This is a genomic window from Syntrophaceae bacterium (assembly GCA_013177825.1).
Classification (GTDB): domain Bacteria; phylum Desulfobacterota; class Syntrophia; order Syntrophales; family PHBD01; genus PHBD01.
Genome location: JABLXX010000008.1, coordinates 181,408 through 196,111 on the forward strand (window position 1 = coordinate 181,408; position 14,704 = coordinate 196,111).

At 61.9% G+C, this 14,704-nt stretch carries 9 protein-coding genes and 1 pseudogene; all 10 read right to left on the reverse strand.

Annotation, left to right across the window (positions count from 1 at the left end; translation table 11 throughout):
• Positions 1–67: 67 nt before the first annotated feature.
• Positions 68–736 (reverse strand): nitroreductase, encoded by a 669-nt coding sequence (locus tag HPY65_15925; protein NPU85965.1) that lies wholly within the window; start codon positions 734–736, stop codon positions 68–70.
• Positions 737–930: 194 nt separating this feature from the next.
• Positions 931–1,590: a TetR/AcrR family transcriptional regulator gene (locus tag HPY65_15930; GenBank protein NPU85966.1), complete on the reverse strand. Its 660-nt coding sequence runs from the start codon at positions 1,588–1,590 to the stop codon at positions 931–933.
• 276 nt (positions 1,591–1,866) lie between these two features.
• Positions 1,867–3,384, reverse strand: coding sequence for an NAD(P)/FAD-dependent oxidoreductase (locus HPY65_15935; GenBank protein NPU85967.1), 1,518 nt, complete (start codon positions 3,382–3,384; stop codon positions 1,867–1,869).
• Between the two features lie 92 nt (positions 3,385–3,476).
• Positions 3,477–5,009, reverse strand: coding sequence for an AMP-binding protein (locus tag HPY65_15940; GenBank protein ID NPU85968.1), 1,533 nt, complete (start codon positions 5,007–5,009; stop codon positions 3,477–3,479).
• Positions 5,010–5,100: 91 nt separating this feature from the next.
• On the reverse strand, positions 5,101–6,453 hold the full coding sequence (locus HPY65_15945) for an NAD(P)/FAD-dependent oxidoreductase (GenBank protein NPU85969.1): 1,353 nt from the start codon (positions 6,451–6,453) through the stop codon (positions 5,101–5,103).
• A 14-nt stretch (positions 6,454–6,467) separates the two neighbouring features.
• Positions 6,468–8,027, reverse strand: a complete 1,560-nt coding sequence (locus HPY65_15950; GenBank protein NPU85970.1) for an acyl--CoA ligase — start codon at positions 8,025–8,027, stop codon at positions 6,468–6,470.
• Positions 8,028–8,139: 112 nt separating this feature from the next.
• On the reverse strand, positions 8,140–9,975 hold the full coding sequence (locus tag HPY65_15955) for an acyl-CoA dehydrogenase (GenBank protein NPU85971.1): 1,836 nt from the start codon (positions 9,973–9,975) through the stop codon (positions 8,140–8,142).
• A 39-nt stretch (positions 9,976–10,014) separates the two neighbouring features.
• Positions 10,015–11,192 (reverse strand): annotated as a pseudogene (locus HPY65_15960) (thiolase family protein).
• 145 nt (positions 11,193–11,337) lie between these two features.
• Positions 11,338–12,465 (reverse strand): NAD(P)/FAD-dependent oxidoreductase, encoded by a 1,128-nt coding sequence (locus HPY65_15965; GenBank protein ID NPU85972.1) that lies wholly within the window; start codon positions 12,463–12,465, stop codon positions 11,338–11,340.
• Positions 12,462–14,255, reverse strand: coding sequence for an FAD-dependent oxidoreductase (locus tag HPY65_15970; protein NPU85973.1), 1,794 nt, complete (start codon positions 14,253–14,255; stop codon positions 12,462–12,464). The genes HPY65_15965 and HPY65_15970 overlap by 4 nt, the downstream gene beginning before the upstream one ends.
• Between the last annotated feature and the right edge of the window lie 449 nt (positions 14,256–14,704).

The following is a 14,704-nucleotide window of genomic DNA, read 5'->3' on the forward strand; positions in this document are numbered from 1 at the left end:
CAGAAGTCAACATACGGACTGCACCCCTGACAGCGACCTCAGGGCGGCTGTTCCCGATCCCGGTCCGTTATGACGACCAGACGGTGATGCTGTCGACAGGCTCACGCGGGCTCTCGAGCCGGTTGGCCGGAAAGTCCGGGTTGGGATAGCCGATGGCGATGGCAATGACGATCCGGTCCGAATCGGGGATCCGGCCGTGTTTCCGCACCACGTCCGGATACATCACCCCCTGGTCCTCGATGCACGTTCCCAGCCCGTGCTCCAGTGCCGCCAGGCAGATGCTCTGCATGACGGCCCCGACGTCCAGGATGCATGTGCCTTCAAGCAGCGCCCGGTCCGTCAGGAGGATGATGGCGGCCGGTGCGTCGAAAAAGCGGAATCCCCGTTCGAGCCAGCGCGCCCTCTCCTCCTTGTCCTCCCTCCGGATGCCCATCCGTTCGAACAGCTGCATGGCCAGCGCCACCTGGCGTTTCCGGTACACACTGTCCGGGGACCATCCCACGACCGGGTGCTCTTCTTTGGGTATTTCCCCGGCCCTGAGCTTCTCGACATTCTCCTTCTTGATCCTCTCCAGGGCGTCGCCCGTTACGACCAGGAACTTCCAGGGCTGCGTGTTCATGGCCGACGGCGCCCGGCCGGCGGTTTCCAGGATCTCCCGCAGGATGTCCCGGGGAACCGGATCGGGTTTGAATTCGCGGATGCTTTTTCGTTTCCTGATGGCCTCGGAGATGTTCATCTTGACGGTCCTCCTTGTTCGGGCTGCCGGATGAAGAATGTCCCGATTCCGATTAGCGTTTCCCCGGTGCGGCACATTCACACCGGACACGGATCGATGCACGGCCCCGGCACGGATCGCAGCACCCCGGAGTCCGCCCGGATCTTCACGCTGCCCGCCCATCCAATAAGGTATCCTGCCGGGCATGAACTTAATTAGACTATGAACGTGCTCATTGATGCGTTCAATTCGTGCGTGTGCAGGCCATCGATGAAAATCCCCAGATAGTCCAGCGTCGCCTTCCGGTAATCCTTTTTCCCTTGTTTCATCCGATTCTCCTGGAAGTGAATCATGCCGATGAAGACGCTCCAGAATATGACCGCACCCGCATACGGATTGATGTTCTTGAAAACTCCCTTTTCAACGCCCTCCCGAATGACGATCTCCCCCTGCTCGAGGTTGCACCGCATGATGCACTTGAAGCGCGCCAGCCTGTCCTCCGGCAGCAGCTTCGGGTACTCATCCTCGTTGTAGCGGATCAGGAAGAAATACTCATCCGTGTCCCTTTCATAGAAATCGTAGATCGCCCGGCCGAGTCGGCGCATGCGGTTGTCAGGTCCGTCTTCCTTGTCCTGGGCGATCTCAATCAGGCGCTTGGAAAGGGATTCGAGCGCCGGCTCGACCAGGCAGAAATAGAGATCGGACTTGCTCTTGAAATACAGATAAATGGTTCCCTTGGCAATCTTGGCGCGGGCCGCGATGTCTTCGATGGTCGAATCCCGGAACCCCTTCTCCCGAAAGACGGCCGCCGCGCTGTCGAGAATCAGTTTGACTCTGGCGTTTCTCTCCGTCTGTTTTCTTTCAGCAACACCCATATAATATCCAATAGTTTTCTTGATTCTGCCGGTGCGTTTCTTTTCACTGAACGCGTTCAGTCAATTAGGCCACCGTTGTTTCACAGTCAAGCAATTTCTCTTAATTTCCTTTAATCACTCATGCTTCCGGACGATTTCGGAAAAGGAATATCCATAGGATACAAAATATCCGGCAACGGATGCCGACATCTCCCCCCGAAAAAAAGGCCGGAACATCGTGGAGGTTCCGGCCTTACAAATAAAAGGCAATGGAATTTCGCGGCTATACGTGCGCGATCAGGAGACGCCGTAGTCCTTCCCGGTGATCCGGGAGGCACAGATCAGGCCCGCCGCCACCGCGCAGTCCATGGCCACGCCGTACCCCTTTACCGTGTCGCCGGTGAAGTACAGCCCCGCCACGCCGGGGGCCTCGACGGGGGCCTTCAGGGTGCCCGCCTGGGTCTTGGACTTCGCCACTCCCTCCAGCTTCCAGGCCGTTGGGAAGAGGGCCCAGTCCACGCTCTTCTTGAACCCGGGGTAGCGGCGCTCCAGGTAGTCGATGATGAGCCGGCAGGCCTTGACCATCAAATCCCTGTCTTTTGCCTCCTTTTCCGTGACCGGGGCGTAGGCCGTCATCAGGTGCTTTCCTCCGGGGGCGCAGGAGGGATCCGTCTGGGACTGGATGTTCCAGCACATGTAGACGTTGTATTCGAAGCCTTCTTCCTTCGGGATGACGTAGGTGTCCTTCACCCCGACCTTCCACTCCCGCTCCGGCAGGACGAGCCGGTTCAGCCCGAAGTAGGGCGCGATGGAGCCGTACCCGTAGAGGCCTTCCATCCGGTCGGCCCACTCCGCGGGAAAGGCGCCCTTGTCGGCCACTTTGAAGATGTCCTGAATCGGGATATTGCTGACCACCTTCCCGGCGGTGATTTTCCGGATGGCGCCGGATCCGTCTTCAACGGCGACGCCGACGGCCTGCCCGTTTTCGATCAGGATCTCCCGGACGCGGGCATTCAGCTCCAAGGTGCCGCCCAGCTCCCGGAAGCGGTTGGCCACGGCCTGGCTCCAGCGCATGATGCCGCCGGTGGTGAACCCGGAGGGCCACCTGGCCCGCCCGGCCTTGAAGCGCGGATTGATCACCTGCCCCATGTAGCGGAAGATGTCGCCGATGGAAATGTCGTCGGGATCGTTGATCGTCGTGATGAGGGTCGAGACGGCGTGGATCATGCCGAAGATCGTCTTGTTCTCGTAGAGTCCGTTTTCCCTGCACCACTGGGTAACGGAAACGGATTCCAGGCGGTCGAAGTCCTCGTCCTTGAGCCTGGCCGCCGCGAGATAGAACTTGACGAAGGGAATCCTGTTGTCCTCCGCGATCTTCTTCAGACGCTCGTCCATCTTCCCGGCATCGAAATCCAGGTACCATTCATCGCCGATATACGTGCTGTTGATGTTTCCCACCATGGGAACGCCGGTGCCCAGCCGCTCGTCGAGATCCAGGAAATACCCGTCGCCGTTGAGGGCCACGCCGTGATAACCCACGTCCAGCGTGTAGCCTTTCAGCATCTGCCGGGCGATGATGTCCTCCAGGACCGGCTCGGCATAGGGGATCCAGGTGTACTGTTTCGCCAGGAGCGACTTGTACCAGGAGGCTCCGTGCCACAGGATCTCCTCCCCGCGGATCGTCAGGGCCCGTCCCCCGACCCGGTCGCACTGCTCCACCAGGAGCGTCTTCCGTCCTTCCTTCGCGGCCAGGGAGGCGACGGTCAGCCCGCCGACTCCGGCTCCGACGACGATTACATCATAATTTTCTTCCATGTCTATTCCCTCGATTCACCTTGACTACCATGAGGCAGAGCTTTAATACCAATACTTAATAACTTGATATTATTAACATTATACTAACCATATTATTCTTCATTGATGATCTTCCGGATCTCCCGCTTGAGAACCTTGCCCAGTGTTGTTTTCGGCAGCCCATTGAGGAAGAATATTCGCTTCGGTGCCACGAACGCCTTCATGTTTTCGTTCAGATAGGCAAGAAACTCCTCTTCCGTGGTCTCCATTCCCGGCTTCCGGGTAATCGCGGCGGCCACTTCCTCCCCGAACTTCTCGTCCTTCATGCCGACGACGGCGCACTCCATGACGGCGGGATGCTTGTAGAGGATTCCCTCGATGACTCCGGGATCGATGTTCTCGCCTCCCTTGATGATCAGGTCCTTCTTGCGGCCGGTGATGTAGAGCTCCCCGTCCTCGTCGAGCCGCCCCAGGTCGCCCGTGTGGAACCAGCCGTCTTTCAGGACCTCGGCCGTTTCCTTCGGCTTGTTCCAGTACCCCTTCATGACGACGGGTCCCTTGCAGATGACCTCCCCCTCCGCTCCGCGGGGAACTTCCCGGCCGTTGTCATCGACGATGAGCAGGCTCATGGAGGCGATGGGCGCACCTGCGCTTCCCGGCTTGATGGGCCGCTCATGGTGCTGCCGGGTGATGGTGCCGGCCGTCTCGGTGCACCCGTAGGAAACCCGGATGTCCGCGCCGAACAGCTTCATCGCCTGCACCTGCGTCTCCACGCTGAGGGGGCCGCCGGCGGAGATGAACATCTTCGACGCCGACAGGTCGTCTTTCTTGGGGTCGAAGACCATCATCATGTAGACGATCATGGTCGGGACCAGGGGGGTGTATTCGAGCCGGTACTCGCGGATTGCGTCCAGCACTTTCCGCGGATCGAAGGGCTGCATCATATAGGTGATGGTGCCGACGTAGTTGCCCTCCAGGCAGGTGAGAACCCCCAGGATGTGGTTCATGGGGACGGTGACCAGCACGGTCGACATGTACTCGCACCCGGTGTAGACGACGCCGTTGCGCATCTGGGCTTCCATGTTGCGATGGGTGATCATCACCCCCTTGGGAACGCCCGTCGTGCCGGACGTGTACATGAGGATGGCCACGTCTTCCGCGTCCACCGTCTCGATGTCCCCCCCGCCGTCGGCTTCCTTCAGGACATCCGTGTAGGATACCGTGTCGTCGCGGGTCTCACCGCCGATGACGATGATCTTCCCGACCGACGCCACCCCCTTGGCGGCCTCCAGGATCTTCGGGAGCAGCATCGTCTCCGTGATGATCACCCGGGCACCCGAGTCTTCCAGGATGTAGCGGATCTCCGCCGCCGTGAGCAGGAACACCACGGGAAGGTAAATGGCGCCGCACCGGTTGATGCCGTTGATGATCTCGGGGATCTCCGGCACGTTGCTCACGACCGTACAGATGGCGTCTCCCCGTTTTATTCCCGCCTTCTTCAGTCCCGCGGCCAGGGCCTGCGCCCGGCTGCGGATGTCCGTGTTCCTGATCCGCCGGGGTCCGTCGTTCCCCAGGAAAACGAACTGCTCGTACTCGCCGTAGGTCTCGATGTTGCGATCCAGAAAGCGCGCGATGTTGCGATTCATGTGCAAAGTCCCCCCTTTGGAATGATCGAATGAAAGGGGCGGAGGGCCCGCAAGGCCCCCTGCCCCCGAATGAACCTGAATTGGAATGCTGCTACTTTCCCTGCCGGGCCAGGATCTCACCGGCGCAGATCATGGCGGAGCTGGCGGCCGTGTTCATCCCGACGCCCCGCCCCGTGTAGCAGTCGCCGGCAAAATACAGCCCCGGCACCTCGGGAAGGAAAACGGGAAGCCTGTACCGCCCAGTCATTCCGGGTGAACGACTCAGGCCGTCGATCCCGATGGTGAAGCCGTCCTGCCTCCACACCAGGTCCCGCTCCACGTTAGGAAACATTTTTTTAACGACCTCCCAGAACTGTTCCAGGGTCTTCTTGCGGAACTCCGCGTTCCCGATCTGCGCCGGCGTGCCGCAGGCCCCGATGAAGGCGATCATGTGCCCCGGGGGCGCGATCGTGTCGTCGAAGTTCGTGTGCCCCAGGATCTGCAGTGGCAGCCCCACGCCGGGCACGCGCCAGGCGGAGAGGTAGCACTTGTCGGTGAACAGGGGCACCCTGGTTCCGATGGTGAAGCCCGTGGACGCGCTGGTCTCGAACTCGCATTCCTTCATGCGCTTCGCCCAGGCCGGGGCGAACTGCGCCATCTCGTCCATGGAAAGGAACCGGAGCACGTTCCAGATGGGCGCGGCGATGACGACGATCGGCGCGGAATACGCGCCGCCATCCGTCACAACCTCCGTCATTTCCCCCTTGCGGACGTTGACCTTCCGGATCGGCGTCCCCAGGTTGAGCGTTCCTCCCCTCTCGCGGTAGGCCGCCTCCATGGCCGCCATCATCGTCGCGACGCCGCCCAGGGGCATCCGCACCGCGTTGAAGGGAAGGTCCGGGCTGATGGAGACGCGGATCTGGTCCCGGTAGATGTGGATGAACTCGCCCGCGGAGATGATGTCCGACTCCGTCAGGGTCGTCTGGACCATGCCGACGGTCTTGCAGAACTCGGCGATCCGGGGAGACTTCACCTTCTCTTCGAGGAGCTTCGTCAGCGAGACGTTGTCGTAGTGGTCGATGATCTCGTCCGTGGCGGAACCGATCCACTTCTGCAGGTCCAAAAGCTCCTGCTTTTCGCCCGCCGAGAGGTTCAAGTACTCCATCATGGGCTTCCACGTTCCGTCTTCGTCGTAGAACATGAAGCCCTCCAGGTTGTGGGACCAGGGGATCTCCTTTCCCAGGACCTGGAGCAGCTTGTTGCAGGACGAGTGGATGCCCTGGTCGACACAGTGCGTTCCCATGTCGATCCGCCAGCCGCCGGGAAGCTCGAATGTTCTCGAACGCCCGCCGACGACCTTGCTCTTCTCGAAAACCGCCGTCTTCAGGCCCTTGTCCTGGAGAAGACTGCCAACGCCGAGGCCGGCGATGCCGGCCCCGACAATGATTGCATCGTACTTTCCCATAACGGCCTCCGTTCTTATTTTCTTCCCAGCTCCTTCTTCATCTCATGGTAGAGATCGAGCTTCTTGACCTTTCCCAGCGGCGTCAGCGGCAGCATGGGACGGACGATGATATCCTCGGGAAGCTTGAAGTTGGAGAGCTTGTCCTTCAGGAACTCCTTGATCTCCTCCGGGGTCGGGTTCTTTCCCGGCTTGGGCATGACATAGGCCCGGCCGACCTCGCCCCACTTCTCGTGGGGACGCCCGATGACCGCCGCCAGCATGACGTCCGGATGCTTGCATATCACGTCTTCGATCTCCGGGGGATAGACGTTTTCGCCGCCCCGGATGTACATCTCCTTTTTCCGGCCGACGATGACCAGCGACCCGTCCTCCTCGAACCGGCCCATGTCCCCGGTGTGCAGGAAGCCGTCCTTGTCGAAGACCTTGGCGTCCTCTTCCGGCCGCTTCCAGTAGCCCTTCATGACGACGGGGCCCTTCACGCAGATCTCGCCCGCGCCGCCCTGGGGAACGATGTTCCCATTATCGTCCTTGAGGACCATCTCGATGCACGAAATGGGCTTGCCCACGGAGTAGGTCAGCTTCTCCTCGCCGTCATTCTGGTGCGTGAAGGTGATGGCGGCGGTGCACTCCGTCAGTCCGTACGCGTTGAGGGGGATGACGCCGACGACCTTCTTGAAGGCCGAGATCAGCTCCGATGGGCAGGGCTGGGAGGAGACAATGGGAATTTTCAGCGTGCTGATGTCGTATTTGCCAAGGTTGGGGTGGGCGAGCTCCATGGCATACATGGCGGGCACCTGCCCCAGGGTCGTCGCCTTTTCCTCGGCGACCAGGCGGAGGGTTTCCTCGGGGTTGAAGACGTCCATCATGATGACCTTGTTGCCCGCATTGAGGTTGCAGGTAATCCCCATGACGGCGCCGCCGACGTGGGCGAAGGGGAGGTTCAGGACGATGCTGTGGCCGCGATGATACTCCATGCATTCGATCTGCGCATTCGTATAGGTAATCAGGTTCCTGTGGGTCAGCATGGCCGCCTTGGGTACGCCCGTCGTCCCGGAGGTGTAGATGAACAGGGCGGGATCGTCCTCCTCGATGGCATCGGCCGCCTTCTTGAGCGCCGCCGCGTCGGGCTCCGCCAGGAACTTCTCCCAGAGCAGGATTCCGTCCGCCTCCTTGTCGAAGCACACCACGTGTTTGAGGGTCGGCATTTCCTTCCGCACCGCCTCCAGGTTCGCCAGGAAGTCAGCACCCATGAAGCCGCTCGGCATGAACAGGACGGAGATCTCCGAGTCGTTGACGAAGAACTTGAGCTCCGGCGGCGTGGTCCGGACGCTCAGGGGTACGCCGATGGCCCCGACCTTCGTCGCCCCGAAGTGGGCCATGACGATTTCCGGCCACAGCGGCCCGTAGATCCCGATCCGGTCTCCCCTCTTAACGCCCAGCTTCAGGAGGCCCATGGCCACCCGGTCGGTCCTCTCGTCGTACTCCTTGTACGAGATCCTGCGCTCCTTGAAGACCAGCGCCTCGTCGTTCGGAATCTCCTTCGCATGCTTCTTGAAAAGGTCTCTCAAAATCATGTTGTGTCCCCCTTTCCCATCCATGATTGTTTCCCCTCCTGCAAGACCGGCGGCGGGAGGAAGCCTCCCGCCACCGCCCCACGAACGCGATTGGTCGGGGCATCCGATGAAATCAGGATGCGAAGCTCTCCTCGGCAATCTCTAGGATCGACAGGTCTTCCTGCCGGATGGCCTTCACCGTGCCCTCGATCTCGGGCAGCACGTTTTTGATGAAATAGGCGGCACCGGCGATTTTGCCGGCGTAGAAGGCCGCCTCCCGGTCCTCCTTCGCACGAGCCTTCAGGGCCTTGCGGTCCGCCGTGTCCACGCCCATGGCCGCCAGCTTCTCCGCGGCGATGCCCGCCTGCCAGAACAGGAACCAGGCGCTGACCACCTTCCCCATCATCATCAGGAACGGGTAGGCGTTGACGAGGGGAACCGCGAACTTGCCCTCCTTGCCGCACTGGCCGAAGTACAGGACCGTGTTGACGAGGACCTCCACGGCGCCGTAAACGTCGTCCACGATGTCCGGGCAGCGATCCCTGTAGCGGCTCAGGACCTTGTTCATCTCCTCGATCAGCTCCATGAAATAGGCTCCGCCCTTCATGCCCAGCTTCCGTCCCACCAGGTCCAGCGACTGGATGCCGTTCGTCCCCTCGTAGATGGACCCGATCTTCTCGTCCCGGAGAATCTGCTCCACGGGGTACTCGCTGCAGAAGCCGTAGCCGCCGTAAACCTGGATGGCCGTCTCGCAGATCCGGAAGGCCATGTCGGAGCAGTAGGCCTTGCAGATGGGGGTGAGCACTTCCATCAGGCCGTTCCACTTGGCCTTTTCCTCAGGATCACCGGTGAGTTCCCCCCGGTCATGGCAGGCACCGGAGAAGTAGATGAGGGCCCGCATGGCCTCGACGTGCGACTTCATCCACAGAAGCATGCGCTTGACGTCGGGATGCTTGATGATCGGCACGCTGCCGTTGCTCTTGCCCAGCAGGTTCGTCCCCTGGAGTCGCTCCCGGGCGTACTCCAGCGCCTGCAGGTAGGAGAACGACGCCCCGGACAGGCCCTGGACGCCCACGCCCATGCGCGCCCCGTTCATCATCATGAACATGATCTTCATGCCCTCGCACTCCTTGCCGAGGAGTTCGCCGACGCATCCGCCGTTGTCGCCGAAGTTGATCACGCAGGTGGCACTGCCGTGGAGCCCCAGCTTTTCCTCGATCTTGGTGACTCCGAGGTCGTTGTGCACCCCCGGGCTCCCGTCGCCGTTCACCCGGAACTTGGGAACCAGGAAGATGGAGATGCCCTTCGTCCCCTCGGGATCGCCCTCGATCCGCGCCAGGACGGGATGGACCATGTTGCTCACGTAGTCGTGGTCCCCGCAGGAGATGAAGACCTTGGTCCCCTGGATCAGGAACGTGCCGTCGGGCTGCCGGATCGCCTTGGTGGTGAGCGCCCCCACGTCGCTGCCGGCCCCCGCCTCGGTGAGACACATGGTACCCCCCCACTCGCCGCTGAGCATTTTCGGCAGATAGCGATGCTTCTGCTCCTCCGTGCCGTAGCTCTCGATCAGCTCCGCCGCGCCGCTGGTCAGGCCCGGGTACATGGTGAAGGCGAAGTTGTGGAAGAACCAGTCCGCGCAGGCCAGGTACAGGACCATGGGAAACCCCTGGCCGCCGTGCTCCTGGTGGTTCATCATGGCGTTCCAGCCGCCCTCGCAGAACAGCCTGTAGCCCTTCCGGAACGCCTCCGGACCGTAGACCTGCCCGTTCTCCAGGCGGCAGCCCTGGTGGTCGCCGTCCTTCAGGACCGGGAATATCTCCTCCTTGGCGAATTTCTCCGCCTCCGTCAGGATCATGTCGAAGGTGTCTCCGGCAAAGCTCTCGAAGCGCCCCCGGCAGATGTTTTCCACTCCCAGCATCTCGTGCAGCACGAACCGCTGGTCTCTCGAATCGACGATCAAACTGGACATGCTATCCTCCCCGTTGTTGATGAATACTGCTTTGGACTGCTATTTTTCCACCCGCTCCAGCAGGATGGCGTTGGCGTTGCCGAGGCCGCCGCACAGGGTGGCCACCCCGTACTTCGCCTGCGGATAATCGTTTTTCATGATGCTGTTCAGGGTCACGATGATCCGCGCCCCCGACTCGCCCTGGGGATGCCCCAGCGCCAGGGCGCCGCCCCAGACGTTGACGTTCTCGAAGGGGGCGTTTTCCCCCAGGCCCAGCTCCCGGATCACCGCCAGGGACTGGCTGGCGAAGGCCTCGTTCAGCTCCCAGAGATCGATGTCTTTGCCGCGAGCCCCGCCTGCTTCAGGAGCTTCGGCACAGCGTAGATCGGGCCGATCCCCATGATCGAGGGGTCGCACCCTGCCATGGCCCCGCCGGCGTACTTCACGTGGTAGTCGAGCCCCAGCTCGTCCGCCTTGTCCCGGCTCATGAGGAGGAGCGCGCAGGCCCCGCTGCTCAGGGGAGAGGACGTCGCCGCCGTCACCACGCCGTCGGTCCGGAAGGGGGTCTTCATGCCCGCCATCTCCTCCAGGGACACGTCCGGGCGGATCCACTGGTCCCGGTCGACCAGGAACGGCTTGCCCGCCTCGTCGACCCCCTCGATGGGAACGATCTCGCCCTTGAATTTTCCGGCTTCCGTGGCGGCATGGGCTCTCCGGTGGCTCCAGAGGGCCATGTTCTCCTGGTCCTTCCGGGACACCTTCCACATGGCAGCCACCTTCTCCGCGGTGAAGCCCATGTTGAGGCCTTCCACGCCGTACTTCTTCATGACCCGCGCCGGGGGGATGCAGTTCGTGGACTGCGGTACCTTCAGCATGTCCTCCGCCCCGGAGGCGATGTAGATGTCGCCTTCCCCGCACATGATCGCCCGGGCGGCGTTTTCCGTCACGGCCATCCCGGAGGGGCACATCTGGGTCAGGGTATAGGTGGCCGTCTGTTCGGGAAATCCCCCCGCCAGCCAGGCCAGCCGGCCGATGTCGAACTGGATGTCCGTGGGATGGGAGCAGCCGCAGCAGACGCAGTCGATATCCTCGGGCCTGACCTTCGGATTCCGGACGAACAGGGCATCGTAAACCCTGGTCAGGATCTCGTCGGGCATCAGGTTCCGGAACCACCCCTTGTCCTTGTGGGCACGGACGTTGGCCGACCTCACTCCATCGATGATGACGCACTCTCGCATGACAAACCGATTTCCTTTCTCTCGTTATGAATGGGACACGCGGAGCCGGATCCCCGCTCCTTCACGGGAGGCATTCCCTGGTCGGGCACGGGATTCCGGCGTTCCGGGCATCCAAAGAAACAATCTCTTCGCCGCGGCGGAGCCTTCAGCCGAACATCTTCTTCAGGGCCCCCGGATTGGCCTTCAGGCCATGGAAGGTCGCGTTGAGGAGCTCGGCGTTCCGGGCGACCAGGGCCATCTGCTGCAGAGCATCGAGACGAGGCTTCATCTTCTCCTCCCAGCGCTTCTGGTATGCCGACAGGAAGGACTCGGAGAAGTCGCCCTTCTCCAGCGCCTCCAGGGCCGTCTGCACGGCAAAGCCGCCGCTCCGCACGCTGTTGGCGACGCCCTCGAGGATGAACGGATCGACGAAGCTTCCGGCATCGCCGATGAGCATCGCGCCGGCAGCATAGGTTTTCCCGATCTGCCCCGCGCTCGGGACGCGCCACCCCATCCAGTCGCTGACCTGCCGGGCCTTGCGCAGCTTCTCCCCGAAGGGGCTTGTCTCGATGAACTTCCACGTCAGCTGCTCGACATCCTCCTTTGCCCGGACGTACGGCGTCATCTGGTAGCCGATTCCCACATTGACCACGTCCCCGTAACCGGGATGCGGGCTCAGGCAGACAAATCCCGGGAAGAAATAGGGATCGTAGTGCACCTCCATGGTCCGGAGGGGAGGGTCGCAGTCCGCGAAATAGGCCCGGCCGGCCAGGAAAACCTCGTCGTAATCGTCCCGGAACAGCCCCAGGCGCTTCGCCACCCAGCTGTGGCTGCCGTCGGCTCCGATGACGATCCGGGCCGGGTACTCGACGAATTTGCCTTCGTACTTGGCCTTGACGCCGACCACCCGCCCGCGGTCCATCATCAGGTCGTTGACCCAGAACTCCTCCAGGACCCTGGCCCCCCGGCGGGCGGCCGTCTCCTTGAGGATGTTGTCGCCGATCCGGCGGGGACAGGTGAGGCTGAGGATGTTCGGGCCGCGGATTTCCGTGTAGTCCGGGGAGGTGAGCGCCAGGTCCGGGAACAGGAATCCCTTCTCCTTGAGCTCGTCGTAAGCGCCGATCTCCTTGTACGTGTCGGCGCCGTAACGCCCGTAGATGTCCGAGCAGGGCTTCTCCCGGGGGAACCGCTCCTTGTCCACCAGGAGCACGTCGCAACCCGCCATGGCCAGCCTGGCGGCGGTCGTGCTGCCGCCCGGTCCCGCTCCAACCACGATGACGTCCCATGTCTTCATGACCGCACCTCCTCCTCGCCCGGCAGCGCTTTCTCCCCGGTCTGCGGCGCCTCCAGCCGGATCACGTCGCCCCTCGGGCATACCGAGGCACAGGTTCCGCACCCGATGCAGAGCTCATGGTCCACATCGACGTAACCGCATTTCATGCATCTCCGCGCGTCCTCCCGGGCCTCGGCGACATCCAGGACACCCTCCACCTCTTCAAAGCAGGTCACGGCATCGTCCGGCATCAGGGAGGGAATACCGGCGACGCTCAGCTTCTCCAGCCGCACGGGAAAGATCTTTTCTTCCAGGGGCGCACCCAGGGGCGGTTTCTCTTTTCCGACAGGAGCAGCCCGCCCTCTCAGCCAGGCATCGATGGAAGCGGCGGCCCGGCGTGCCGAGGCCACGGCTTCGATAACGGAGCCCTTCGCCTCGACGACGTCGCCCGCGAGGAAAACGCCCTCCAGCGTGGTCATCTGTGTGTCCGGATCGATCCGGACCCGTCCTCCCCCGTTGATCTCGATGCCCGGCGTGTTTTCGAAAACGCCCCGGTCCGTCTTCTGTCCGACGGCAAAGACGACCGTGTCGGCATCGAGGAGAAACCGTCCGGCGCAATCGGTGTCGCACTTGATTCCATTCTCGCCGATGGAAAACCGGGTGACCGGGTCCATCTCCACCCACTGGACCTTCTGCCAGTCGCCGCCGATCCGGACCGGCAGGGCGGAATGGATGAACGTCACGCCTTCGCTCCGGGCTTCCTCGACCTCCCAGCTCATGGCCGGCATTTCGCACTCCCCTTCGATGCAGGCGAGGGAGACTTCCGTCGCCCCCAGCCGGAGCAGCGTTCGGGCCACGTCGGTGGCGACGCTGCCGCCGCCGATGACCAGCGCCTTTTCTCCAACCCGGATGGGAATTCCGGCCTTGACGGAGGTCAGGAAATCGACGGCGCTGAAAACGCCCATGAACCCGGCGCCGGGAAGCGAGAGCCTGGATCCCCTGGGGGCGCCCGAGGCCACGAGGACCGCGTCGAACTCTCGGCCGAGAAGGTCGGCGATGGAAGGGCTCTTCCCGACCTCGACGTTCGGCCGGAAGGTGATTCCCCTGCCGATGATGGTGCTGAAATCCCGCTCGATCACGTCCGCAGGCAGCCGGAACGACGGCACCGTCCGGGTGAGCATGCCCCCGAAGCTCGGCGAGGCGTCGTACACCACGACTTCATAGCCCGCCACGGCCAGGTAGTGCGCCGCCGCCATGCCCGCCGGCCCGGCACCGACCACGGCGATTCGCTCGTCGTATTTCCGGGGGTAGCGTCCCTTCTCCACCCAGCCCTTTTCATGGGCCATGTCCGACACCAGCCGCTTCATGGCCCGGATGGGCAGGGCGGCTTCAATCAGTTTTCCCCGCTTGCAGGCCTCCTCGCAGGGACGCGAGCAGATCCGCCCCAGAACGGAGGGCATGGGATTCACGGATGCAATCAGCCTCCACGCCTTCTCGAATTCCCCGTCGGCGACCATGTTGACGTAGCCCTCCGGGAAGTGTCCGATGGGACAGGCCCCGGCGCAAGACTCCGCCGTCAACTCCTCCATGTCCCGCGGGAACATGACGGGGCTGTCGGCACAGTCTGGGCAGAGCCTGCATATCTGCCGCTGGAGCTCATGAATCGCCCCGGTGGGACAAGCCCGGAGGCAGGCGCCGCAGTTGACGCACACTTGCGTCCTCATGACGGGGGACGCAACTTTCTTCAATCGGGCCGGGGCGCCGTCTTCCTGGATAATCTCAAGATCAACGGGTTCCGCTTGGTTCGGCATGAAAAAAAACCTCCATTTTCCGTTCAGACCGACAGGCGCGAGGATCGACTCACCGCATCTGCCCCGTCGCCTTATCCGCAAGCGACGGGTATCACATGCTTATCGTGAGCTATCTCTTTGTAATGAATAGTGATTGATTCTGCCGGAGCAGCCGTTGGAGACGCTGTTTCACAGCGGCTTGGGTGGGCTTGAAAAATCAAGTAAAACTGCATGGTTTACAATGGTTATCTTTCCCCGACATCTTGGGAGGATACAATCATATTCCCAAATTAAATGTCAAGTTATTATTGTAATTGGATTCTAATAATTGTATTTGATTTCATGTCAACGAGAGGCTCCCTTTATCAAAACCTCTGCCACACATGACTTGACCTGCCGGCAGATGGATATTTTCGTTCGTCCCGGGTTGATAATTCGATTGACGCGGCGGGAGGGTCTCTCTATATTGC